Source organism: Rhodococcus sp. 05-2254-2 (assembly GCF_002259095.1).
Classification (GTDB): Bacteria; Actinomycetota; Actinomycetes; order Mycobacteriales; family Mycobacteriaceae; genus Rhodococcoides.
Genome location: NZ_NOZJ01000009.1, coordinates 69,674 through 93,288 on the forward strand (window position 1 = coordinate 69,674; position 23,615 = coordinate 93,288).

Consider the following 23,615-nt stretch of genomic DNA (forward strand, 5'->3'; position numbering starts at 1 on the left):
CCCTTGTGCGGATGCGGTGCGAACAAGGGCTCAGTCTCTCAGTTTTCGCCCCTGAGGGTCCGTCACATTGCCCACCAGTATCAGCACGCCGTCGACGAGGTGCCAGACGAACAGCCCGAACAACACGATCAGTCCGAGGCCGAACACTGCCGTGAGCAGCACCCCGAAGAAGAACAGGAGCAGCTGGGCGACACCGATCCCGATACTGCCGAGATAGAAGCGACCGACACCCAACCAGCCGAGAAATATCTGCAACAGGCCGCCGACGATCTTGGACTTGTCCGACAGCGGCTCGCCGGTCATCGGATCACGCCCGTACGGCGCATCGGGGCCTACACCGAACCCGGGTCCGCCCTGGTAGCCAGGATGTACGCCATAGCCCTGCTGGCCGTAGCTCTGTTGCGGGAAACCCTGCTGGCCGTACCCCTGCTGTGGGTAGCCCTGCTGTTGATAACCCGGCTGTGAGTAACCCTGCTGTTGATACCCCTGCTGACCGACATTCTGTGGCAGGCCGTACCCCTGTTGCGGATACCCCTGCTGACCGTAACCCTGCTGGCCGTAACCCTGCTGGCCGTAACCCTGTTGACCGTAACCCTGCTGCTGGTAGCCGGGGGGTGGCGGAAATCCACCCAGCGGATTGTCGGTACTGCCGTCCGGACTCGGCGCCGGGTAGCTCGGTGTGCTGGACCAACCCGGCCCGTTTCCGATACCCGAGTACGTGTCCCACCCCGGACCCGTGGGGCCGGTCGGACCGTGCGAGGGCGCGGACTCCGAGGTTCCAGGAGGCTCCGAGAGCGACGCTTCGGCAGTGGCGTCGTAGTCGAACGGCGTGCCGAACGATGCGGTCCGCTCGGTCGCGTTGTCGCTGGAATCGGCAGTGCCGGAACCCGGCTCGGGCTCGGGTCCAGGGGTCTTGTCGAAATCAACCACGCGTACTGCCTTCTTCCTCGGCTTTCTTGTCGGACGTCCCAGCGGGCTGCACGTCGGCGGTGCCCGCGTCCGTGGTGTCGTCGACCGGCGTCGGGCGCGAGTCTGTCGCATCCGACGAGGTGACCTCGGAGACCTCGCGATCCTCGTCGTCGTTCGACCTCAGCGTTGCCGGTTCTTCTCGGCCCTTGGTGGCGATCACGAAGTACGCGACCGCCAGAACGAAGATGATGGCGGAGGTGAAAGTGTTGATGCGGATACCGGCGATCGTCGTGGCGAAGTCGTCGCGCATGAGTTCCACCCAGAACCGCCCCGCGCAGTATCCGGCAACGTACAGCGCGAACAGTCGACCGTGGCCGATCGTGTACTTGCGGTCCACGAGAACCAGAAGGACGACGACCGCGACGCTCCACAACAGCTCGTACAGGAACGTCGGATGCACCACTTTTTCCACGAAACCGGTCGAGACTCCGTTGAGTGGATCGAGCCGTCCGTTGGCGTCGACCCGCTCGTAGATCTCCAGACCCCACGGCTGAGTGGTGGCACGGCCGTACAGTTCCTGGTTGAAGTAGTTACCGATGCGGCCGATCGCCTGGGCGAGAAGAATCGGTGGGCCGACAGCGTCACCGAATGCCGGCAACGGAATTCCGCGTCGACGGCAGGCGATCCAGGCACCGACGCCGCCGAGGAACACCGCTCCCCAGATTCCCAATCCGCCGTTCCAGACGTACAGCGCTTCGATCGGGTTTCCGCCGGGACCGAAGTAGGTCTTCCAGTCGGTTGCGACGTGGTACAGACGCCCGCCCAGCAGCCCGAACGGGACGGCCCAGACTGCGACGTCGAGGACTGTACCCTTGGTTCCGCCTCGGGCCACCCAGCGTCGATCACCCCACACCACGGAAACGACGATGCCGATGATGATGAACAGGGCGTAGGCCCGCAGAGCCAACGGTCCGACGTGCCACACCCCCTGCGGCGGACTGGGAATGTAGGCCAGGATCGCGGTCGAAGTCACGACGCTACGTTAGCGGAACGGACACCCTCGGCGAGTTCCGTCGTCAGGTCGCGCACGGCGTCGAGTCCCTTGTCCACGGCACTGACCAATGCCGAACCGACGATCACGGCGTCGGCATACCGGGCGATCTCGGCAGCCTGCGCGCCGGAACGGACACCGAGGCCGACACCGATCGGGATGTCGGAGTGCTCACGAATGCGCGCCGAGAGCGCGGGGGCCATCGAGGACACCGCGTCGCGGGCTCCGGTGACGCCCATAGTCGAGGCCGCGTAGACGAAGCCGCTACTTGCTTCGACGGTGCTGACGAGCCGCTCCTCGGTCGACGACGGAGCGACGAGGAAGATTCGGTCGAGTTCGTAGCGGTTCGAGACCTCGATCCATTCCTGCGCCTCGTCGGGAATGAGATCCGGAGTGATGATTCCGAGCCCACCAGCGCCTGCGAGATCCCGCGCGAAGTTCTCGATGCCGTACTTGAGCACCAGGTTCCAGTAGGTCATGACAACCGCTTTTCCGCCCGCGGCAGAGACCTGCTCGGTCACGGCGAACACGTCCTTGACCCGAGCACCGGCTCGCAGCGCAACGTCGGCTGCAGCCTGAATCGTGGGGCCGTCCATCACCGGATCGGAATACGGAATGCCCACCTCGACGATGTCGCATCCGGCGTCGACCATGGTCTTGAACACCTCGACCGAGCGCGGCACGGTCGGAAAACCCGCGGGTAGGTATCCGACGAGTGCTGCGCGCCCTTCGGCACGGCACTGCGCGAAGGTCCCCGAGAGGCGAGAGTCGTTGTTGCTCATGGCTTGATCCCCACTTCGTCGTCCACGTTCGCTTCGCCGCCTCCGTCGATCAGCCCGAACCACTCGGCCGCGGTGTCGACATCCTTGTCGCCACGCCCGGAGAGGTTGACCAGGATGATCGCGCCTTCACCCAACTCCCTGCCGAGTGTCAATGCACCGGCGATGGCATGCGAGGACTCGATGGCCGGAATGATGCCTTCGGTGCGGCACAGCAGCTTGAAGGCGTTCATCGCCTCGGTATCGGTGATGCCGCGGTACTCGGCGCGCCCGATGTCGTGCAGGTACGAATGCTCCGGACCGACGCCCGGGTAGTCCAACCCCGCCGAGATGGAGTGGGAGTCGACGGTCTGACCGTCCTCGTCCTGCAGCAGATACGAGTAGGCACCGTGCAGCGCTCCCGGGGTTCCACCGCTGATGGTCGCGGCGTGGCGACCCGTCTCGACGCCGTCACCTGCCGCCTCGAAACCGATCAGTCGAACGTCGGCGTCGTCGATGAAGGCGTGGAAGATGCCGATCGCGTTGGAGCCACCGCCGACGCAGGCAGCGATGGCGTCGGGCAGCCTGCCCGTGGACGCGAGCACCTGCTGCCGCGCTTCGAGGCCGATGATGCGCTGGAAGTCGCGCACCATGACCGGGAACGGGTGCGGCCCGGCGACAGTGCCGAAGCAGTAGTACGTGTTGTCCGCGTGGGTGACCCAGTCGCGCAGCGCCTCGTTGATCGCGTCCTTGAGAGTGCGTGAACCGGACTTCACTGCTACGACTTCCGACCCGAGCAAACGCATTCGGGCGACGTTGAGGGCCTGGCGCTCGGTGTCGACCTCGCCCATGTAGACGACGCAGTCGAGACCCATCAGCGCACAGGCCGTGGCGGTCGCGACGCCGTGTTGACCGGCACCTGTCTCCGCGATGACACGAGTCTTGCCCATCCGCTTGGCGAGCAAAACCTGGCCGAGAACGTTGTTGATCTTGTGAGAACCGGTGTGGTTGAGGTCTTCTCGCTTGAGAAGAATACGAGCGCCGCCTGCGTGCTCGGACAGCCGTGTCGCCTCGAAGACCGGTGACGGGCGACCGGTGTAATCGCGCTGCAGTCGGTCGAGTTCAGCGAGGAACTCGTTGTCGCTGCGCACCTTCTCGTACTCGGCGGTGACTTCCTCGATCACACCCATCAGAGCCTCGGGCACGAATCTGCCGCCGTAGACGCCGAAGTGGCCACCCACATCGGGCTCGTGCGCGCTGCGATCGGTGAGGCCGATGCTGCTCTGCGGCAGATCAGCGCCCTTGAAACGGACTGCCTGCGGGGCGTCCGTGGTGGAAGAAGAATTGCTGGTGCTCACCGGTCCAGTGTGCCCCAACGGCGGACCGCAGCCGCGCTCGGGTCAGCGTGCGGGCTTGGGGCACGAGGGATGCGTTCCCGCCGTCACCAGGTCCGAGACGGCCGTGCGTGGATCCCCTGCCGTAACCAAGCCCTCGCCGACGAGTACCGCGTCGGCACCGGCACCGGCGTAGGCGAGCAGATCTGCAGTGCCCCGCACCCCGGACTCCGCGATACGGATGATCTCGCTGGGCAACCCGGGCGCGATACGGCCGAAGCTGTCACGATCGATCTCGAGCGTCTTCAGATTGCGGGCGTTGATACCGATGACGCTGGCACCGGCTTCGAGGGCGCGATCCGCTTCGGCCTCGGTGTGCACCTCGACGAGCGCAGTCATCCCCAGCGACTCGGTGCGGTCGAGCAACGAGGTCAACGCATCCTGTTCCAGTGCCGCGACGATCAGCAAGATGACATCGGCACCGTGGGCCCGAGCCTCGTGGATCTGGTACGGACCGACGATGAAGTCCTTGCGCAGCACGGGAATCGAGACGGCGGCCCGGACCGCGTCGAGGTCTGCGAGTGAACCGTGGAACCGACGCTCCTCGGTGAGAACGCTGATGATGCGAGCGCCGCCCTGCTCGTACGCGCGGGCGAGAACAGCCGGATCACCGATGTCTGCCAACGCGCCCTTGGACGGGCTCGCCCGCTTCACTTCGGCGATGACGCCGATGCCGTCCTCACGGAGGGCAGCTGCCGCGTCGAGGGGGGCCGGGGCTGCTTTCGCTGCTGCTTTCACGGCGGCGAAATCGACCACCGATTCACGCGCGGCCACGTCGGCTCGCACACCGTCGAGAATCGAGTCGAGAACAGTCATGGTGCCCCCAGTCCTTTCTGAGCGTCGACGTCCGATGTGAGGAATCTCATCGGGGTCGGACCTAGCGTAGAGGTCCGTTTCAATCCGACGAACGCCGGGTACCGGACTCGTCGGTAGGGTCTTCGCCTGCGTCGAGCGCGTCCCACATCATGCGTTCGGTGAGGTCCTCTCCCTCGTCCGCCGCGCCGGCACCGGATGCCGTGGTGCGCGCGCGCCGAGCGACCTCGTCGCGACGCACCGCCGGGGCGTCGTACTTGGACGAGAGTACCTGCGGGGCAAACGTTTTCCGAATCGACACCACAGCAGCAGCGAAGGCGCAGACAGCACCGACGAGGGTGACGATCGCCGGCAGAATCGAGACGTCCGTCATCGAGACCTGGGCGCGTGCAGGAAGCTCAGCCAGCGCCGCGGATTCGGAATCCGAAGCCCCGGCAGTGAGCAGTCGAACTGCCGGAATCGCGGCCGCCACGGCTACCACGGCGATCAACAGGGCCAGCACCCGAGAGGCCCACCCTCGCACGGCGAACGACGCGGCGATCGCTGCCACCAGCACCAGCGCGAGCGGCGTCGTGGCAGCAGCCCAGGTGCTGCCGAGCAGCTCGTCCGTCCGGCTCTCACCGAGGCCGTCGAACGACGTCACCCGAACCCAGGTCATTCTCGACGCGCCCCACAGGCACGCCGCTGCAACGACCAGAAGCGCGACGGGAAGAGCGGCCGACCCGCGGCGACCGGATCGCTCGGTCATCGGCCGCCGACCTCACGGAGCGATTCCGCTGCCGCGACGGCTCCCAGCACCGCCATCGCCTTGTTCCGTGCCTCGTCGTCCTCGTACTCCGCAACCGAGTCGGCCACGACGCCTGCCCCGGCCTGAACGTAGGCCGTGCCGTCCTTGATCAGAGCGGTGCGAATCGAGATGGCCGTGTCGGCGTCCCCCGCGAAATCGAGGTAGCCCACGATGCCGCCGTAGATTCCGCGTCGAGTCGGCTCCAGCTCGTCGATCAGTTCCATCGCGCGCACCTTCGGGGCCCCGGAGAGGGTGCCTGCCGGGAAGCAGGCCTTGACCGCGTCCAGGGCGCGCTTGCCCTCGGACAACCGTCCGGTGACCGTCGACACCAGATGCATGACGTGGCTGTATCGCTCGATGTGGCGGTAGTCGCTCACGCGAACGGTGCCGGGAGCGCAGACGCGTCCGAGATCGTTGCGGCCCAGATCGACGAGCATCAGGTGTTCGGCGTTCTCCTTCTCGTCGGCGAGCAGGTCCTTCTCGAGCAGCACGTCCTCTTCCTCAGAGGTTCCGCGCCAACGCGTACCCGCGATCGGATGTGTGGTGGCAAGACCGTCGACCACCGTCACCAATGCCTCGGGGCTCGATCCGACGATGGAGAACGCCGTCTCGTCGTTCTCGCCCGGTACGTGCATCAGATACATGTACGGGCTGGGATTGGAGGCCCGCAGCATTCGGTAGACGTCGAGGGGTGACGCCTCGGTGTCCATCTCGAAACGCTGGGAGAGCACCACCTGGAACGCCTCCCCTGCTTCGATCTCCTCGACCAGGCGAGCGACATCGGCTCCGAAGCCCTCGGACGTGCGCTGCCGGCGGAACTGCGGCGCAGGCCTGGACACGGTGGAGACGGTGGAGGCAGCGGGCTTCGACAGGTCCGCACACATGCGATCGAGACGACGCACGGCGTCGTCGTACGCCTCGTCGACGTGATCGTCGGTGCCGTTCCAGTTCACGGCGTTCGCGATCAGGGTGATCGCGCCTTCGTGATGGTCGACGGCCGCGAGATCGGTGGCGAGCAGCATGACCATTTCCGGGACACCGAGGTCGTCCTGCGCGTGCTCGGGCAGTTTCTCTATGCGCCGCACCGAGTCGTATCCGAGATAACCCACCATGCCTCCGGTCAACGGGGGTAGACCGGGCAGCCGCTCCGAGTGCAGCAGCTCCAATATCCGCGCCAGCACCTCGAGAGGATCGCCGCCGCTCGGCACGCCCGCGGGGACGTTGCCGCGCCACGCGGCCTCACCGTCGATGACCGTGAGCGACGCCGGAGCGCCTGCACCGATGAACGACCACCTGGACCACGAGCTGCCGTTCTGCGCGGATTCGAGCAAGAAGGTTCCGGGTCGGTCGGCACCGAGCTTGCGGTATGCAGACAGTGGAGTCTCGGAGTCGGCGAGCACCTTTCGCGTCACGGGCACCACGCGGTGCTCTGCGGCGAGATGCCGGAACACCTCACGTGAGGTGGTCGAGTCCGAGTTCTCGGTATCGGGAGTGGGGCAGGTGTCGGTGGTCGTCTCGCCGTGCATTTCTCCATCCTCCCAGGTGCGGCAGGAAGGTCGGTGCTCGCGGTAACCTGCCGAGCATGAAACCAGGCGAGCTCGTTCCCGATTTTTCCCTGCCGGACCAGACCGGAAAGACCCGAACACTGACCGAATTGCTGGCGAACGGTCCGATCGTGCTGTTCTTCTACCCCGCGGCCTTCACTCCCGGTTGCACCGCCGAGGCGTGCCACTTCCGGGACTTGGCATCGGAGTTCGCCGAGGTCGGAGCAACCCGCGTCGGCATCAGCGCCGATGCTGTCGCCAAGCAAGCAGAGTTCGCCGCCGCCAAGTCCTTCGACTACCCGCTGCTCTCCGACGAGGACGGCAGTGTCGCCACCGCATTCGGCGTCAAGCGCGGTCTGCTGGCAAAGCTCTCCCCGGTCAAACGCGCGACGTTCGTGATCGGCACCGACCGGAAGGTCCTCGAGACCTTCTCGAGCGAAGTACGGTTCGAAGCCCATGCGGACAAGGCTCTGGAGTACCTGCGAGCACATCGCAGCTAGAGCACTGTCCGACGCGATGCCTCGGGTGGGGGGAACCTCGAGGCATCATGTGCAGGCGACAACCAACTCGATCGAGAGGTTCCCCGCGATGAACACGTCGGCGACACCGCAACACACGGTGGATCCCCGTTGGCTCACCGAGAGTCAACAGGAGGCCTGGCGATCACTCGTCGCGCTGGTCACTCGGTTGCCGGCAGCGTTGGACGCTCAGCTGCAGCGCGATTCGCAGCTGACCCACTTCGACTACTTCGTCCTCGCGACGGTCAGCGAGAATCCCCAGCGGCGGATCCAACTCCGCGATCTGGCCGAGTACGCGAATGCGTCGCTCTCGCGCCTGTCACACGTGGTGACGAAGCTCGAGAAGGCCGGGTGGGTCGAGCGCGAGAGCATCCCGGGCAGCCGGGGATCCTATGCGGTGCTGACCGACGCAGGTATGGCCAAGGTCGTGGAATCGGCACCCGGGCACGTCGGCACGGTGCAGTCGCTGGTGTTCGAGGGTCTGTCCGACGCGGAGGTCGAGCAGCTCGGGACCCTGAGTTCGACTCTGCTGGCTCAGTTGGACAAGGGAATAGCAGCGGGAACCGGTCACGCCTGAGTATCGGGGCCCAACAGGACGTCGGCGTCGAAGCAGGTATGTGTGCCGGTGTGGCATGCCGCGCCGACCTGATCGACGACCAGCAGCACGGTGTCACCGTCGCAGTCGAGTCGAACCTCGTGCACGTACTGCGTGTGACCCGACGTCTCACCCTTGACCCAGTACTGCTGCCTGGACCGCGAGTAGTAAGTGCCCTTACGGGTGTCGAGGGTTCGAGCGAGTGCCTCGTCGTCCATCCAGGCAACCATGAGTACCTGACCGGTGGATCTTTCCTGCACGACAGCGCTGAACAGCCCGGCCTCGTTGCGCTTGAGCCGCGCGGACAGCGTCGGGTCGAGTGTCATCGAAAATCCTCTTCGCTATCGAACGACGATGTGCTCGGCGCGCATCGCATCTTTGACCTGGCCGATGGTGAGATCGCCGAAGTGGAAGACACTCGCGGCAAGAACGGCGTCCGCTCCGGCGTGCACTGCCGGCGAGAAGTGCTCGACGCTACCGGCTCCACCGCTGGCGATCACCGGCACGTGCACCGCAGACCGAACGGCGGCGATCATCGGCAGATCGAATCCAGCCTTCGTTCCGTCGGCGTCCATCGAATTGAGCAGGATCTCCCCGACGCCCAGTTCTGCACCGCGTACTGCCCATTCGACGGCGTCGATGCCGGTGCCGCGTTTGCCGCCGTGCGTGGTTACTTCCCAGCCCGACGGGGTGTCCTGCTGCCCCTGAGGGACGGTTCGGGCATCGACCGAGAGCACGATGCACTGTGAGCCGAACCGTTCGCTGAGCTCGCGCAACAACTCCGGTCGGGCGATCGCAGCGGTGTTGACGCTGACCTTGTCCGCACCGGCTCGCAACAGCCGATCCACATCGGCGACGGTGCGCACTCCCCCGCCGACGGTGAGCGGGATGAAGACCTGCTCGGCGGTGCGGCTGACGACGTCGAGCATCGTGCCCCTGTCCGAGGTCGACGCGGTGACGTCGAGGAAGGTCAGTTCGTCGGCACCCTGCGCGTCGTAGGCGGCCGCGAGCTCCACGGGATCGCCTGCGTCACGGAGGTTTTCGAAGTTGACTCCCTTGACGACCCGTCCGGCGTCGACGTCGAGGCACGGAATCACTCTGACCGCGACGCTCATCGCACCGGTCCTTCCAGATAGTCGACGGGATCACCGAGTTCGGTGATCACCTTCAGCAATTCTTCGTGCACTCCTGGCCCGGCTGCCAGGACCGATGCAGAGTCGACGGTCCAGGGTTCACCCGCGAGGTCGGTCACGATTCCGCCTGCTGCGCGTACCAGCAGCGCACCGGCCGCGTTGTCCCAGGCACGGTGACCGAAGACGACTGCGCCGCCGAGTACTCCGCTGGCCGTGTACGCCAGATCGACTCCGGTGGCACCGTGCATCCGCAGTCGCGAGGAATGCATCGACAACTCTTCGAGAATGCGGAATCGGAACCGGCCCGGCAGCGAACCGCGGCTGGCGACGTTGAACGCACCGAACCCGATCATGGACTCGCGCAACGCTTTCGGCTTCAGCGCCGGGAGGGCGACACCGTTGAGCAGCAGGGGCCCGCCTGCCACAGCGCCGAAACGCTGATCCACCAACGGCAGCCAGGTGAGCCCGAGCACCGGCTCGCCGTCGTCGAGCAACGCCAACAACGTTCCGGCCGAGGGTAATCCCGACGAGTAGTTGAAGGTCCCGTCGATCGGGTCCAGCACCCAGACGAGTCCCGAGTTCAGGTCCGGTCCCCCGAACTCCTCACCGTGAACGGCGATTCCGGTGGCCTCGTACAATTCCGCACCGAGCCGCCGCTCGAGTTCCAGGTCCACCGCCGTGGCGAAGTCGTCGGGGCCCTTCTGCACCGCGCTCGGTGCGCCGACGCCGGCGACGAACCGATCGTGGATGCCGTCGAGCAGACCGCCGGCGATCTCGAGCAGACGAGTCGGGTCCTCTGGAACGGTCATTCCTGCGTTACCGAGACACCGCGGCGAGGGCGTCCGGGAGCGTGAAACGTCCGGCGTACAGCGCCTTTCCGACGATGGATCCCTCCACCCCGCGGTCGACGAGTCCGGCGATCGCCTCCAGGTCTGCAATCGTGGACACGCCACCCGACGCGATGACCGGCTTGTCGGTCTTGGCACACACATCGGCGAGCAGTTCCAGGTTGGGTCCGGTCAACGTGCCGTCCTTGGTGACGTCGGTGACGACGTAGCGCGAGCACCCGTCGCGCTCGAGCCGCTCGAGAACCTCCCAGAGGTCGCCGCCGTCGCTCACCCAACCGCGACCGCGCAACCGCGGCGCTCCGTCGACGATGAGCACGTCCAGACCGACGGCGACACGATCACCGAACTCGCCGATCGCGCGGGAGCACCACTGCGGATCTTCGAGGGCTGCGGTGCCGAGATTGACTCGCGCGCAACCGGTCGCCAGCGCCGCGCGCAGCGACTCGTCGTCACGAATTCCGCCGGACAGCTCCACCTTGACGTCGAGCTCGCCGACGACCGACGCCAGCAGCTCGCGGTTGGATCCGCGGCCGAACGCAGCGTCGAGATCGACGAGGTGGACCCACTCCGCACCGTCGTTCTGCCACGCGAGTGCGGCGTCGCGAGGCGACCCGTACTTCGTTTCGCTTCCTGCTTCTCCTTGAACGAGACGGACAGCTTCGCCGCCTGCGACATCGACAGCAGGCAATAAGACCAGGCTCACGTGCGGTTATGCTACGGGCCGAGCGTGTGTGAACTCAAAACGGGTCGACTGTGGTGCTACCGGAGTTCTTTGCGCGTCATGCGGGTGGACACCACACCCATGGCCGCGATCGCGCCGACCACACCGGCCAACGCGATGACCAGACCCACCCCGGCGCTCGGCTGCAGCACCGCGATCAGTGCCGTCGCGAGGACGAGCACGATCACGGCCGCACCGAGTGCTCGAAAGGCCAAGCGCCCGAGTGAGAACTCGCGCTCGCTCACACCGATCGGACCCAGTTCTCCAGCAGCGCGGCCCCGGCGTCACCGGACTTCTCCGGGTGGAACTGAGTGGCCGAGAGCGCACCGTTCTCAACTGCAGCGAGAAACCGACCGCCGTGATCGGCCCAGGTGAGCAACGGGGCAGCGATGGTGTCGCTGGGTTCGAGCTCCCACTGCTGCGCGCCGTAGGAATGGACGAAGTAGAACCGGGTCTCGGGATCGATGCCGTCGAACAGCACGCTCTTCTCCGGTGCCTCGACGGTGTTCCACCCCATGTGGGGCAGCACCTCGGCCTGCAAACGCTCCACCGTTCCCGGCCACTCCCCGCAACCGTTCGCCTCGACACCGAACTCGACGCCGCGGTCGAACAGGATCTGCATTCCGACGCAGATGCCGAGCACGGGACGTCCGCCGGCCAGGCGGCGGCCGATGATGCGGTCGCCCTTCACCGCCAACAGGCCTTCCATGCAGGCGGCGAACGCACCGACACCGGGAACGACCAGCGCTTCTGCGTTCAGAGCCTCGTCGAAGTCCGAGGTCACGGTCACATCGGCACCGACCCGGGCGAGAGCCCTCTTCGCCGAGTGCAGATTGCCCGAGCCGTAATCGAGCAACACCACAGAAGTCATGTGGAAAGTCTATCGGGGCGTGGTCTCGCGATGAGCGCCACCGCCGCGACGACGACCACCGTGGCAGCGGCGGCGGTGAATCCAGCGGTGTACCCCACACTGGTCGCCAGGACGCCGAGGGCGAGTGCGCCCGCCCCGGTCCCCGCGTCGAAGCTGATGTTCCAGACGGCGCTCGCGCTGCTGTACCGGGCGGGGCCGGCTGCGTCGAACGCCATCACGAGACTGTCGTTCTGGCATGCGCCGTACCCGATTCCGAACAGGACGGCTGCGACGAAGAACAGCGCCGCTGGCATGTTGCCGAGCGCGGCGATTGCGAAGAGAGCGATGCCGATCGCCGCCGACACCAGAGCCGGAAACACGGAGCGTCCGATACCGATTCGATCCGCCACCGACCCTGCGACGTATCGTCCGACGAGCATCGCGGCGCTGACGACGGCCAGTGCGAGTCCGATCATCGCGGCTCGGTTCGATTCGGCGATCGGCAACAGACTGGTGATTCCCCCGTATGCCGCGGACACCGAGGCCACGACGAGACACGGCACCAGGAATTGACGTACGTCGAGGCGAACCCGCTCGATCCTCGGCGGCTGCGGTGCGGGCCGGGTCGGCGGCAACAGCGCCACTCCGATCAGGCCGGCTGCGGGCACCAGAGCACCGATGACGAACACGGCCGTCGGACTCGCCGCGAAAATCACCAGACCCAGTGGCAGCGTGACCATCTGAGACAAGGCGACGGCGATGCCCTGCGCGCCCGTTGCCCGGCCGAGCAACGCGGTCGGAGCGAGCTCGGCGACGATGGCGGCACCGGCGACCGTCAACATTCCGAACCCGGTGCCCCGCAGGGCGGACACCGCCAGCGCCGGTGCGGCCTCGACGGAGACGATGAACAGCAGCGCGGGTAACCCGAGGAGCAAGCATCCGGCCGCGAGAACCGCGCGGTGGCCGACCTTCATCAGCATGCTCGGCACGAACAGTTGAGTGATCACCGTCGTGGCCATGAAGATCGCGGTGCTGGCAGCCGCCACTGCATCCGATGCCCCCGACTGGGACACCGCGAGGGGGACCACCGGAAGCAGCAGTCCCCAGCCACCGAACGACGCCGCACCCATGGCCATCGCGGCCGGAAGACCGCGGATGGAGCTCAGGCCGCTCAATGCACGAGCGCCGATCGACCGATCACAGACTTCCCTTGGTGGACAGCACACCGGTGACGCGGGGGTCGTACTCCGTTGCCTGACGCAGCGCCCGAGCCACAGCCTTGAACTCGGCCTCGGTGATGTGATGCTGGTCGCGGCCGTAGATCACCCGGACGTGCAGTGCGATCCGGGCATTCGAGGCCAGCGTCTCGAACACGTGCTTGTTGATCACCGTGGAGTACGGAACGCCGGGATAGCCGCCGATGACGGAGTGCACCATGTAGTCCGGCTCGCCGGTGTGTACGCAGTACGGACGACCTGACACATCGACGGCCGCGTGCACGAGCGTTTCGTCCATCGGAATGAACGAGTCACCGAACCGAGTGATGCCCGCCTTGTCGCCGAGGGCCTGACCGAGGGCCTGGCCGAGCACGATCGCGGTGTCCTCGACGGTGTGGTGCGCCTCGATCTCGATGTCGCCCTTCGCGCGCACCGTCAGGTCGAAACGAGCATGGGTGCCGAGCGCGGTGAGCATGTGGTCGTAGAACGGAACGCCGGTGGAGATGTCGACGATGCCGGTGCCGTCGAGGTTCAGCTCGACCGAGATGTCGGATTCCTTGGTGGTGCGCTCGATCTTGGCGATGCGGGGAGCGGGTGTGGTCACTTCGGTGCCTCTGCTGTTTCGGTCGATGCGAGTGCTGCGCTGACGGTGAGGAATCGGTCGTTCTCGTGCGCCAGTCCGATGGTGACGCGAAGATATCCGGGGATTCCGACGTCCCGGATGAGCACGCCTTCGTCCAGGTACCGCTGCCAGGTCACGGCCGCATCGGAGAACCGGCCGAAGAGCAGGAAGTTGGCGTCGGACGGCACCACGTCGTACCCCTGGCGGCCGAGAGCCGCTGCCACCCGATCTCGTTCGGCGGAGAGTTCGGCCACACTCCCGAGGGTGTCCGAGGCATGCCGCAGGGCCGCTCGCGCAGCTGCCTGCGTGACGACCGACAGGTGATACGGCAAGCGCACCAACAACATTGCGTCGACCACGGCCGGGGCAGCCACCAGATATCCCAGCCGACCGCCGGCGAACGCGAACGCCTTGCTCATCGTTCGGCTGACCACGATCTTGCTGGGGTAGCTCTCGATCAACCCGATCGCGCTCGGCGCAGAGGAGAATTCCGCGTAGGCCTCGTCGACCACCACGATTCCCGGTGCCGCGTCGAGGATTCGGCGCAGATCGGCCTCGTCGATGCTGTGGCCCGTCGGATTGTTGGGGCTGGTGACGAACACGACGTCGGGTCGACGTTCTTCGATCGCCTGCACTGCATAGTCGACGTCGAGAGAGAAATCTGCCCGACGCTTCGCCGGAATCCATTCGGTCTGCGTCCCGGAGGAGATGATCGGGTGCATCGAGTACGACGGTACGAAGCCCAGCGCGGTGCGATCCGGTCCGCCGAACGCCTGCAGCAACTGCTGCAGAATCTCGTTGGAGCCGTTGGCCGCCCACACGTTGGCGGTGTCGACAGCGAAGCCGGTCTGCTCGGTGAGGTACCGGGCGAGGTCGGCCCGTAATTCGTCGGCATCGCGATCCGGGTAGCGGTGCAGCTGCCCGGCGGCGACCCGAACGGAGTCCGCCACATCGTCGATCAAGGCCTGCGTCGGCGGGTGCGGATTTTCGTTGGTGTTCAACTGAACCGGCACGATGAGCTGCGGCGCACCGTACGGTGACTTGCCGATCAGTGCCTCACGCAGTGGGAGGTCGTCCAGCGAGACCGCCTGTCCCAGAGCATCGGTCATGACGGATCACCGGTACGCAACCCTTCGAACCGCAGCCGCACCGCTTCTCCGTGAGCCGGCAGGTCCTCTGCGTTCGCGAGCGCAATGACGTGTGCTGCAACATCTTTCAGCGCGGATTCGCTGTAGTCCACCACGTGGATTCCGCGCAGGAACGTCTGCACACTCAGGCCGGACGAGTGGCGCGCGCATCCCGCCGTCGGCAGGACGTGATTGGAGCCGGCGCAGTAGTCACCGAGGCTCACCGGAGACCACGCTCCGACGAACACGGCACCGGCGCTGCGCACCCGGGCTGCGACGTCGGACGCGTCCTTCGTCTGGATCTCGAGGTGCTCGGCGGCGTAGGCGTTGACCACGGCCAATCCCTGCGTGACGTCGTCGACCAGCACGATGCCGGACTGGCTTCCGTTCAGTGCGGTGGCCACGCGTTCTGCATGCCGGGTGGTCGCCATCTGTGCGTTGACGGCCTCGTCCACGGCATCGGCCAGTTCGATACTGTCGGTGACCAACACGCTGGCCGCCATGACGTCGTGTTCGGCCTGGCTGATGAGGTCCGCTGCCACGTGAATCGGGTCCGCGGTGGCGTCGGCGAGAATCGCGATCTCGGTTGGTCCTGCCTCGGAGTCGATTCCGATGAGCGAGCGACACAGTCGCTTGGCGGCCGTGACGTAGATGTTGCCCGGACCGGTGATCAGATCGACCGGTGCCAACTCGCCGCCGTCGGTGTCGACGCCGCCGTAGGTGAGCAGCGCAACACCCTGTCCACCGCCGACGGCCCAGACCTCGTCGACGCCGAGCAGCTGCGCCGCAGCCAGGATCGTCGGGTGCGGCAGGCCGCCGAAGTTCTTCTGCGGCGGCGATGCCACCACCAGAGAGCCGACGCCTGCGATCTGCGCGGGCACCACGTTCATCACGACCGACGACGGATACACGGCGTTGCCGCCGGGCACGTACAGGCCGACGCGATCGACGGGGATCCAGCGTTCGGTCACCGTGCCGCCGGGTACCACCTGGGTGGTGTGGTCGGTTCGACGCTGATCCGAGTGCACCAGACGGGTTCGTTCGATCGCGACCTCGAGAGCAGCGCGAACATCGGAATCGAGCTCGGCGAGGGCCTTGACCAGTTCTTCCTGCGGGACGCGAATGCGATCCGGCCGGACGCCGTCGAACTTCTCACTGAACTCGAGCGCAGCCTCGGTGCCGCGTTCGCGGACGGCATCGACGACGGGGCGAACCTGATGCAGCACCGAATCGACATCCACTCCGCCTCGAGGAAGTGCGCCGCGTAGTTCGGCGGTGGATGGAGTTCGTCCGCGTAGATCGACGCGGGCGAGCTCGATGCGGGCAGGCATAGTGGGCCCCTTCGTGAAGTCGGTTCGGTGCCGGGGTTCGGTCGAAACAGTGTGGTTCGAACACCCAGGATAGTTCCACCGAATTCCGCTCAGCCCCGCACGTCCCACAGATGATGGATGGGGTCGTGAATGTAGTAAGCGGCCAGTGATTCGACCGAGAAGTTCGATCCGTCGCTGCGCCGACCGGTCCGATGCCGATTCTCGGGCGGAACAGCAGCGAAATCGTCGGCGAGAGCGCGAGCGGCGTCGCCGAGTTCCGACGCCACTGTCGCGGGATTCTGGGAGTTGTAGTTTTCGGCCAGTGCAGTGGCGTCCTGGTCCCAGTTGGCGAACTCGGGATCGTCCTCGGTCAATACCAGCGCCAGCCGGGTACGGAAGATTCGGTGCGCGTCACGTACGTGCGCGGCGTACTCGAGGGCGGACCACGTCGAGTCGTCGGGTCGCAGTGCAACGTCTTTGCGCCGCAGAACCGCTTCCCAACGCTCGACGTCGGCGCGAATCAGGTCCGGGATGTCGTCGTATACGACGGCACTGGAGTCGAACCCGCAATCCGGGCACGCTCGTTCGAGTACCCAGGTCCAGTTCTTGGTGTCGGGATCGATCGGCATGCCGGTCAGAATAGATGCAGGTCAGGCGTAGCGGGCAGCCAGGTTGTGCAGCGTGCTCTTGATGCCCTGGGCGTTCTTCTGCGGCATCTTGAACAGTTCCAGCATCTTCGGGGACTTCGCTGTTCCGTACTTGAAGCTCTCGGTGACCGTCGTCAGTCCCGGCTGCTTCTCCTCGAACTCCCAGCGCCAGCTGTGCCCCAGCGGATGCTGCCACTCGACGACCTTGTGCTTGTCTGCGTCGACGAACTCGGTGACGGTGCTGGTGATCTTGTACGGCACGCCGTACTGCTTCATACCGACCGAGAATGTGGCACCGCTACTGAGACGATCGGGGCCTTTGACGGTGTCCTTGACGGTTCCGGACCCGTCGAGTTCGCCGTGGCGGCGCGGATCGGCCACGATCGCGAACAATTCGGCCGCAGGCGCTCGAACCTCGGTCTGCTTGGAAACTTGCTGCGGTCCTGTGTCGATGGTTCTGATGTCTGCCATTCGGTAGGTCTACCCCGTCGCGCTGCGTTCGACACCCGCGGCCGGGCGGAATCGGAGTTGACGGGCGTAGTTCAATGAACGCATGTCCTGGTCAGTGTGGCTCGCATTCCTCGGCGCGAGCATCGTCATCAGTCTCTCCCCCGGTGCCGGTGCCATCGCGTCGATGTCCACCGGGCTTCGCTACGGCCTACGCCGCGGATATTGGAACATCTTCGGGCTGCAGATCGGGTTGCTCCTGCAGATCGGCATCGTCGCCGTCGGACTCGGAGCCGTTCTGGCGAACTCCGCGCTGGCCTTCACCGCCATCAAGTGGTTCGGCGTCGCCTACCTGGTCTATCTGGGCGTTCGGCAATGGCGTGCGGCCCCCACCGATGTCGCCGATGCTCCAGCGGTGGCCGACCGCGGAACGACGATGCTCGCCCGCGGATTCCTCGTCAACGCAAGCAACCCGAAGGCGGTCGTCTTCATGGTCGCCGTGCTCCCCCAGTTCCTCGACCCGGCTCGGCCCCTGCTCGCCCAGTACCTCGCGATCGCGGCCACGATGGTGGCAGTCGACATGCTGGTGATGACCGGATACACCTCCCTGGCATCTCGGGTTCTGCGGCTGATGAAGTCGCAGCGCCAGCAGAAAACGATGAATCGCACGTTCGCCGGGATGTTCTTCGCGGCTGCGACGTTTCTCGCGACCGTCCGGCGCGTGACTCCGTGAGGAAATATCGCGTGATCATGAAGAATGCCCTCGGCGGCGACCCGATTCCACTGGGGCTGTTCGACACACTCCTGGAGGCCAACACCTGGATCCAGGACGTCGGCAAGCGGGACGAACACGAACTGGGCACCTATACGGTCGAAGTAGTCGACGAATGAGTGGGCGGTGTCCGTGCTCGAGCGGTGACACGTTCGACGCATGCTGCGAGCCGTACCTTCTCGGAGTGGCGAACGCACCGACGGCGGAGACGCTGATGCGATCGCGATTCACCGCGTTCGCCGTCGCAGACGTGGACTACCTCCGTAGATCGTGGCATTCCGACACCGCTCCGGCCGAGCTGGAATTGGACCCCGATCAGCGGTGGTATCGCCTGGACATTCTGGCAACCGACGCCGGTGGATTGTTCGACGACGCGGGGACCGTCGAATTCCGAGCTCGGTACAAGCATCCCGACGGGGCGGGCTCGATGACCGAGGTGAGCCGCTTCGTCCGAGTGGACGGCCGCTGGCGTTACCTCGACGAGGTGGTCTCCCGCTAGAGGTTGCGGAGCTTTGTCGGCCGATTACCGGCGGTACGACGTGCTTCCTGCTTCTCCTTGATGCGTTCGGCATCCTTGCGCACCTGAATCTGGGTGCGACGCTCCCGGACGAGCCACTGCGGCGGGCTGGCGACGAGCTCGTCGATGGCATCACTGGTCAACGCTTCGGTGACACCGCCGCGGGCCAGTCCTGCGATGGACACGCCGAGCTTCTTCGCGATGACGTCGCGCGGGAAGGGTCCGCTGGTCTGCAAGTCGGTCAACCACTGAGGCGGATCGCTGCGCAACGCGTCCAGTTCGGACCTGCTGACCATCGAATTCTGGAATTCTTCGGGTGCTGCGGGAAGATAGATGCCGAGCTTGTTCGCCGCGGTCAATGGCTTCATGGTCTGCTGCTTGTTCTCCGGGCTCACCGGAACAGCTTATCCGGCCACGAGCGCTCTCGACGCCACGGTCGCTCGCGGCCCGCGTCGTCCCATAGGGTCGACACCGTGAACATCGATGTGCAGACACTGCGCTGGTACGCGGCCGTGGCGCAGCAACTGCATTTCGCGCGCGCTGCTCAGTCGCTGGGAATTTCGCGAATCCGATTGAGCAAGACGGTCGTGGAACTGGAGGAGCAGCTCGGCGTCGACCTGTTCGTACCGGGTGCCTCGCCCACCGAGCTCACCGCGGACGGCCGCGATCTACTGCAACGGGCGCTGGCGGCGATCGCCGAGGACGACCGGCTCTCGGAACTCGCGCAGGTTGCTGCCGCCGAACCGACGACCTTCACCATCGGGTACGCCGAGGGAGTCACGCTCACCAAGTGGACACGCATCTGGGCCGATCGGTTCCCCGGTGTCACTCTCTCCGTGGTGGCGACCACACCGGATACACAGGTGGCGGCCTTGCACGACGGCACGGTCGATGTGAGCTTCGTTCGTCCGCCGATCGATCGCGAAGGCCTCAACGCAATCGGTCTCTATCAAGAGGTACAGGTCGTGGTGGTACCGAAGGACCACGCAGTCGCCGCATTCGATTCGGTCACCGCAACCGACCTCGCCGACGAGCATCTGCTCGCCGACCCCGCGACGGTGCCCGAATGGGCAGCTGTGGCAACCGAACTCACGACCGGCAATCGCCCGGAACTTCCGCCGATGAACTCCGCCGCGGAGACGTTCGAGTACGTGGCTGCCGGGCTGGGGGTGGCGATCGTGCCGCACTCGGTGGCGCGATTCAACGCCCGTAAGGACCTCGTCTACCGCCCCGTGACCGACGTCGAGCAGTCGCAGATCGCACTGGCCTGGGTCGCCGAACGCGAGGACGACCGCATCGAGGAATTCATCGGCATCGTCCGCGGCCGCTCGACCCGCAGCTCACGCGGTGCATCGGACGAGGCACCGGTCAAGAAGAAGAAAGCGCACCCCTCCAAACCTGCTCGCCCCGTTGCCAAGACGAAAACGAACGCCCGACGCAGCGGGAAGCGCCGCTGAATCTGCACCCTCGCGCCGGCCCGAATCCTGGACGAACCTGTGTTCGAAAGTTTGTCGGTGGGTCGCGGTAGATTCTGTTCATGCTTTCGGGGGACGGCGGATCAGGGGTGGACGGCATCGATGTGGTGCCGCCTACGCCTGACGTGTCCGATCCGGACTTGTCGGTGCTGGTGGAGCGGGTCGAGTCTGCGGTTGCCGAGTTGGCGGGGCAGGCGTCGGTGTCGTGGACGAACCCGGATCGGCGTGCGGTGATCCAGCGCATGGAGATGCTGAGGCGGTCGCTGACCGCGTACTCGTACACCTGGCTGAACGAGTTGATCGCGCAGCACGGCCTCGACGTGTATCCGGGCTCGGTCCCGTCCTCGGTGGCCTGGATGCTGCGGATCACCCCACGAGCAGCCGGTGCACGAGTGCGTCTGGCTGCACAATTGGGTGACCGTACTGCGTTCTCCGGAGAAGTACTGGCCCCGTTGCTGCCGCGGACAGCGCAAGTACTGCGGGCGGGGCTGCTCGACGCCAAGCACGTGCAGATGATCCGCGAATTCTTCCGCCATCTGCCCTCGAGTGTCGATCCGCAGACCCGCGACCTCGCCGAACAACAGTTGGTGGAACAGGCAGTGAAATTGCGGCCGGACGATTTCGCACCGGTGGTGGCGTGCCTGGACGCGATGGTGAACCCGGACGGCGACCACGATGACGATGACGACGATGACGATGACGACGGAGACCCGCCGAAGCCACGGAAGCGGAGGGATGCGTTCTTCTACCTCGGCGAGCAAGGGGTCGACGGAATGTCGGAAGGAAAATTCTGCGTCGACCCCGAACTACGCGCCTACCTCGAAGCCCTGTTCTCCAAAGCGGCAAAACCGGGCACGTACAACCCCGCCGACGGCAAACCGATCGTCGACGACGAGAACGGAAGCGACGAGGACGACCAGACCTCGGGCGAGGATGCTGACGCACGACCGCAGCCCGGCACCACGCCCCGCGAAGCAGGGGCGAGTGATGCAGGATCGGGGGACTCCAATTCCGAGACACCACCGCTACCTGAGCGTAAAGACCGGTGGCGAAGTGATGCGGGACTCTGGGACGACGGTCCATGTGGCTGTGACGGCCCTTGCGGTGACGGCCCTTGCGGTCACGACGAGTGCGGAGGCGGCATCGAATGCGGTTGCGGTACAGGCTCTGACGACACCTCCCCCGACGGCACCTCCTCCGACGACACTTCCTCCGACGGCCCTGCTGCCAGGCGTACCGCTGCCGGGCACGGCGATACCGAGAGCAGTGAGGCACGGGCCGAGGCGGCGGCGTCAACGCGCGAGGCCGCCGTCCAGCGTGACATCCGCACCCAGAACGAACGTCGTCACGACGCCCTGAAGGTGGCACTCCGGCACACCCTCGCCTCCGGGACCCTCGGCACCCACCGAGGCCTGCCCGTCACCGCCATCGTCACCATGAGCCTGAAAGATCTGGAAGCCGGCTGCGGATACGCGAAGACCGCCACCGGATCACGAGTGTCGATCCGCGACGCGATCCGCATGGCTTCCCACGCACACCACTACCTGACGATCTTCGACGACAACGGCAGAGCCCTCTATCTGGGTCGATCGAAACGCATCGCCTCCGCAGACCAACGCATCGTGCTCATCGCCCGAGACCGTGGCTGCAGCTTCCCCTCCTGCACCCGCCCCGCAACCTGGTGCCAAGCCCACCACCTCACCGACTGGATCGACGGCGGCAACACCGACATCGACGGATTGACCTTCGGCTGCGACATGCACCACGCACTCGTCGGCACCGGACCCGGAAAGTGGGCAACCACGAAAACCGGAGCAGCACATCGCTATCCGGGCCGCACCCTGTGGCATCCACCGGCCGGGATGGACCCACGTAGGCGTGGGCTGATCAATCACGCACACCACCCCGAAGAGGTGCTGTATCCACCCGACCAGCATGACGACACCGGCGACGAGGAACCACGACAACCCGCCTGACCACCCACACCAGTCTCAGGGCACAGCCCTGCCTGCACCCGCGCTGACGTGATTCAGCGAACCGGGTGGCGCTTTCGATTGTGAATCAGAACAGCTACCCCGAGTCCCACCAACGTCAACAGAAGCGGTGCAGCGATGACGAGGGAGGCGTCGATCGCCACGAACAGAATGAGCAGCAACGCTGCTGCCAGGAAATACACGGCGGCGAAACGTGGAGTCCACAGGACGGAGTCCATTCCACACCTCCTTGCGTACGAACTACTTGTCGTTACCGAAGGTAACTGAAAGGAGTCGGATGCACTAGAGGCCAAGGCCCCGCAGACGGTCGATCTCACGACGATCGCGCTTGGTGGGCCTGCCTGCCCCTCGATCACGCCTCGGCACGGAAGCCAGTACTTCCTTCGGGGGCGGCGGCGGACTGCGATCGATCAAGCACTCCGGCACGACCGCTGCGCCGACGCGTTTGCCGATGGCCCGCACCACGACGACGATCTTCTCCACTCCGTCGGACCGGAGCCTGATCTCGTCGTCGGGGCCGATGCGATGCCCGGGTTTGGCAGGAGTTCCGTTGACACGGACGTGGCCGCCGCGGCAGGCAGCAGCGGCGGCAGACCGCGTCTTGAACAACCGGACCGCCCAGATCCAACTGTCGAGGCGGACACTCTGAACTTCCATCTTCGAACGAATTCCTCACATTGCGAGGCTCGACTACATGTCCAGGCCGAGATCGAGCACTGTCACCGAGTGTGTCAGACCGCCGACAGCAAGAAAGTCGACCCCCGTGCGCGCATAGTCACGTGCCACGTCGACGGTCAGGCCACCCGAGGATTCCAGCTTCGTCTGCGGCGCGAACTTGTCTCGGCGCTGCACGGCCATCTGCGTCTGCCACAGCGCGAAGTTGTCCAGCAGAACGAGTTCCACGTTCTCCGCCAGCACCTGGTCGAGTTGCTCGAGGCTGTCGACCTCGACCTCGCACGCGATGTCGGGAGCCGCAGCCCGCACCGCGTTCAGAGCGGCGACGACCGAACCGGCCGCTGCCACGTGATTGTCCTTGATCAGCGCGGCATCGCCCAGACCCATCCGGTGATTGACGCCACCACCTGCGCGTACCGCGTACTTCTGTAGCGAACGCAACCCCGGCAACGTCTTTCGACTGTCCCGGATCTTGCACTCGGTGTCTGCGACCTCGGCGACCCAGCCGGCCGTCGCAGTGGCGATTCCAGAGAGATGGCAGACGATGTTGAGCATCGTGCGTTCGGCAGTGAGCAGACCCCGCGTCGGCGCCTCGACCGTCAGAACGGCCTGTCTCGGTTCGACCTCGGATCCGTCCTCGATGCGATGCACGACGGAGTATCCGTCGGCTCCGATCACCTCGTCGAGAACCAGGAGGCCGACGTCGATCCCGGCGATCGTGCCGAACTGGCGCGAGACCACCGACGCCGTGGTGACAGCATCCTCGGATACCGTCGCCAGCGTGGTGATGTCGGGTCCGTACCGCAGGTCCTCGTCGAGCGCGGTCCGAATCAGTGCGAGTACCTCGGTGCGATCGACGCCCGGGTTCACCTCGTTCACGGTGTCGGTCAT

30 protein-coding genes are annotated in these 23,615 nt (G+C 65.7%); 7 read left to right on the top strand and 23 right to left on the bottom strand.

Going from position 1 to position 23,615, the window contains the following annotated elements; translation table 11 throughout:
• Positions 1-30: 30 nt before the first annotated feature.
• The 7 genes from CH283_RS14935 to CH283_RS14965 all read right to left on the bottom strand — a co-directional run bounded on the left by CH283_RS14935 (position 31) and on the right by CH283_RS14965 (position 7,238).
• Positions 31-930, bottom strand: coding sequence for a TM2 domain-containing protein (locus tag CH283_RS14935; RefSeq protein ID WP_094640089.1), 900 nt, complete (start codon positions 928-930; stop codon positions 31-33).
• The gene (lgt, locus tag CH283_RS14940) at positions 923-1,942 is read right to left on the bottom strand and encodes a prolipoprotein diacylglyceryl transferase (protein WP_068052596.1); all 1,020 of its coding nucleotides are present in this window, start codon (positions 1,940-1,942) and stop codon (positions 923-925) included. The genes CH283_RS14935 and lgt overlap by 8 nt, the downstream gene beginning before the upstream one ends.
• The gene (trpA, locus tag CH283_RS14945) at positions 1,939-2,742 is read right to left on the bottom strand and encodes a tryptophan synthase subunit alpha (protein WP_068052599.1); all 804 of its coding nucleotides are present in this window, start codon (positions 2,740-2,742) and stop codon (positions 1,939-1,941) included. Before trpA ends, lgt begins: the two co-directional genes overlap by 4 nt.
• On the bottom strand, positions 2,739-4,010 hold the full coding sequence (gene trpB, locus CH283_RS14950) for a tryptophan synthase subunit beta (RefSeq protein ID WP_094640387.1): 1,272 nt from the start codon (positions 4,008-4,010) through the stop codon (positions 2,739-2,741). The genes trpA and trpB overlap by 4 nt, the downstream gene beginning before the upstream one ends.
• Before the next feature lie 108 nt (positions 4,011-4,118).
• Positions 4,119-4,928: an indole-3-glycerol phosphate synthase TrpC gene (trpC, locus tag CH283_RS14955; protein ID WP_037192691.1), complete on the bottom strand. Its 810-nt coding sequence runs from the start codon at positions 4,926-4,928 to the stop codon at positions 4,119-4,121.
• Between the two features lie 79 nt (positions 4,929-5,007).
• Complete coding sequence (locus CH283_RS14960; RefSeq protein ID WP_094640090.1) at positions 5,008-5,673, bottom strand: TIGR02234 family membrane protein; 666 nt, start codon at positions 5,671-5,673, stop codon at positions 5,008-5,010.
• Positions 5,670-7,238, bottom strand: coding sequence for an anthranilate synthase component I (locus CH283_RS14965; protein ID WP_094640091.1), 1,569 nt, complete (start codon positions 7,236-7,238; stop codon positions 5,670-5,672). The genes CH283_RS14960 and CH283_RS14965 overlap by 4 nt, the downstream gene beginning before the upstream one ends.
• A gap of 56 nt (positions 7,239-7,294) precedes the next feature.
• Between CH283_RS14965 and CH283_RS14970 the strand changes: the two genes are divergently transcribed.
• Together CH283_RS14970 and CH283_RS14975 are read left to right on the top strand one after the other, a co-directional pair.
• Complete coding sequence (locus CH283_RS14970) at positions 7,295-7,756, top strand: peroxiredoxin (RefSeq protein WP_068052614.1); 462 nt, start codon at positions 7,295-7,297, stop codon at positions 7,754-7,756.
• Positions 7,757-7,844: 88 nt separating this feature from the next.
• The gene (locus tag CH283_RS14975) at positions 7,845-8,351 is read left to right on the top strand and encodes a MarR family winged helix-turn-helix transcriptional regulator (protein WP_068052632.1); all 507 of its coding nucleotides are present in this window, start codon (positions 7,845-7,847) and stop codon (positions 8,349-8,351) included.
• Here the strand turns inward: CH283_RS14975 and hisI are convergent.
• The 12 genes from hisI to CH283_RS15035 form a co-directional block, all read right to left on the bottom strand.
• On the bottom strand, positions 8,342-8,695 hold the full coding sequence (hisI, locus tag CH283_RS14980; protein ID WP_068052616.1) for a phosphoribosyl-AMP cyclohydrolase: 354 nt from the start codon (positions 8,693-8,695) through the stop codon (positions 8,342-8,344). The genes CH283_RS14975 and hisI overlap by 10 nt on opposite strands.
• Positions 8,696-8,710: 15 nt before the next feature.
• On the bottom strand, positions 8,711-9,484 hold the full coding sequence (gene hisF / locus CH283_RS14985; RefSeq protein ID WP_068052619.1) for an imidazole glycerol phosphate synthase subunit HisF: 774 nt from the start codon (positions 9,482-9,484) through the stop codon (positions 8,711-8,713).
• A complete protein-coding gene (locus tag CH283_RS14990; protein WP_094640092.1) occupies positions 9,481-10,311 on the bottom strand; it encodes an inositol monophosphatase family protein in 831 nt (276 codons plus the stop codon). Before CH283_RS14990 ends, hisF begins: the two co-directional genes overlap by 4 nt.
• A gap of 7 nt (positions 10,312-10,318) precedes the next feature.
• Positions 10,319-11,053 carry a bifunctional 1-(5-phosphoribosyl)-5-((5-phosphoribosylamino)methylideneamino)imidazole-4-carboxamide isomerase/phosphoribosylanthranilate isomerase PriA gene (priA, locus tag CH283_RS14995; protein WP_008715867.1) on the bottom strand — a complete coding sequence of 245 codons (735 nt, stop codon included), beginning with the start codon at positions 11,051-11,053 and terminating at the stop codon, positions 10,319-10,321.
• Positions 11,054-11,109: 56 nt separating this feature from the next.
• Complete coding sequence (locus tag CH283_RS15000; RefSeq protein WP_094640093.1) at positions 11,110-11,316, bottom strand: hypothetical protein; 207 nt, start codon at positions 11,314-11,316, stop codon at positions 11,110-11,112.
• A complete protein-coding gene (gene hisH, locus CH283_RS15005; protein WP_094640094.1) occupies positions 11,313-11,942 on the bottom strand; it encodes an imidazole glycerol phosphate synthase subunit HisH in 630 nt (209 codons plus the stop codon). Before hisH ends, CH283_RS15000 begins: the two co-directional genes overlap by 4 nt.
• Positions 11,939-13,057 carry an MFS transporter gene (locus CH283_RS15010; protein WP_094640388.1) on the bottom strand — a complete coding sequence of 373 codons (1,119 nt, stop codon included), beginning with the start codon at positions 13,055-13,057 and terminating at the stop codon, positions 11,939-11,941. The genes hisH and CH283_RS15010 overlap by 4 nt, the downstream gene beginning before the upstream one ends.
• A 61-nt stretch (positions 13,058-13,118) precedes the next feature.
• Positions 13,119-13,742 (bottom strand): imidazoleglycerol-phosphate dehydratase HisB, encoded by a 624-nt coding sequence (hisB, locus tag CH283_RS15015; protein ID WP_032394340.1) that lies wholly within the window; start codon positions 13,740-13,742, stop codon positions 13,119-13,121.
• The gene (locus tag CH283_RS15020; protein WP_068052629.1) at positions 13,739-14,869 is read right to left on the bottom strand and encodes a histidinol-phosphate transaminase; all 1,131 of its coding nucleotides are present in this window, start codon (positions 14,867-14,869) and stop codon (positions 13,739-13,741) included. Before CH283_RS15020 ends, hisB begins: the two co-directional genes overlap by 4 nt.
• Complete coding sequence (gene hisD, locus CH283_RS15025) at positions 14,866-16,218, bottom strand: histidinol dehydrogenase (RefSeq protein WP_094640095.1); 1,353 nt, start codon at positions 16,216-16,218, stop codon at positions 14,866-14,868. The genes CH283_RS15020 and hisD overlap by 4 nt, the downstream gene beginning before the upstream one ends.
• 89 nt (positions 16,219-16,307) lie before the next feature.
• Positions 16,308-16,826 carry a DinB family protein gene (locus tag CH283_RS15030; RefSeq protein WP_094640096.1) on the bottom strand — a complete coding sequence of 173 codons (519 nt, stop codon included), beginning with the start codon at positions 16,824-16,826 and terminating at the stop codon, positions 16,308-16,310.
• Between the two features lie 21 nt (positions 16,827-16,847).
• The gene (locus CH283_RS15035) at positions 16,848-17,315 is read right to left on the bottom strand and encodes an SRPBCC family protein (RefSeq protein ID WP_094640097.1); all 468 of its coding nucleotides are present in this window, start codon (positions 17,313-17,315) and stop codon (positions 16,848-16,850) included.
• An 82-nt stretch (positions 17,316-17,397) separates the two neighbouring features.
• Here CH283_RS15035 and rhtB point away from each other — a divergent pair, with 82 nt between their 5' ends.
• The 3 genes from rhtB to CH283_RS15045 all read left to right on the top strand — a co-directional run bounded on the left by rhtB (position 17,398) and on the right by CH283_RS15045 (position 18,562).
• Positions 17,398-18,024: a homoserine/homoserine lactone efflux protein gene (gene rhtB / locus CH283_RS15040; protein ID WP_068052647.1), complete on the top strand. Its 627-nt coding sequence runs from the start codon at positions 17,398-17,400 to the stop codon at positions 18,022-18,024.
• Between the two features lie 11 nt (positions 18,025-18,035).
• Positions 18,036-18,182: a hypothetical protein gene (locus tag CH283_RS28320; protein ID WP_155292933.1), complete on the top strand. Its 147-nt coding sequence runs from the start codon at positions 18,036-18,038 to the stop codon at positions 18,180-18,182.
• Positions 18,183-18,247: 65 nt separating this feature from the next.
• A complete protein-coding gene (locus tag CH283_RS15045) occupies positions 18,248-18,562 on the top strand; it encodes a YchJ family protein (RefSeq protein ID WP_306437453.1) in 315 nt (104 codons plus the stop codon).
• Here the strand turns inward: CH283_RS15045 and CH283_RS15050 are convergent.
• Positions 18,559-18,975 (bottom strand): DUF5997 family protein, encoded by a 417-nt coding sequence (locus CH283_RS15050; protein WP_094640099.1) that lies wholly within the window; start codon positions 18,973-18,975, stop codon positions 18,559-18,561. The genes CH283_RS15045 and CH283_RS15050 overlap by 4 nt on opposite strands.
• Positions 18,976-19,053: 78 nt before the next feature.
• Between CH283_RS15050 and CH283_RS15055 the strand changes: the two genes are divergently transcribed.
• Positions 19,054-20,037 carry a LysR family transcriptional regulator gene (locus tag CH283_RS15055; RefSeq protein WP_094640100.1) on the top strand — a complete coding sequence of 328 codons (984 nt, stop codon included), beginning with the start codon at positions 19,054-19,056 and terminating at the stop codon, positions 20,035-20,037.
• Positions 20,038-20,117: 80 nt separating this feature from the next.
• Entirely contained in the window at positions 20,118-22,031 is a 1,914-nt protein-coding gene (locus tag CH283_RS15060) for an HNH endonuclease signature motif containing protein (protein WP_094640101.1), read from the top strand.
• Between the two features lie 53 nt (positions 22,032-22,084).
• Here the strand turns inward: CH283_RS15060 and CH283_RS15065 are convergent, their stop codons facing one another.
• From CH283_RS15065 to nadC, 3 genes are all read right to left on the bottom strand, one after another.
• Positions 22,085-22,267 (bottom strand): hypothetical protein, encoded by a 183-nt coding sequence (locus CH283_RS15065; protein WP_068052666.1) that lies wholly within the window; start codon positions 22,265-22,267, stop codon positions 22,085-22,087.
• Positions 22,268-22,331: 64 nt separating this feature from the next.
• Positions 22,332-22,706 (bottom strand): RNA-binding S4 domain-containing protein, encoded by a 375-nt coding sequence (locus tag CH283_RS15070; protein ID WP_037192726.1) that lies wholly within the window; start codon positions 22,704-22,706, stop codon positions 22,332-22,334.
• Positions 22,707-22,739: 33 nt separating this feature from the next.
• A complete protein-coding gene (gene nadC, locus CH283_RS15075) occupies positions 22,740-23,615 on the bottom strand; it encodes a carboxylating nicotinate-nucleotide diphosphorylase (protein WP_094640102.1) in 876 nt (291 codons plus the stop codon).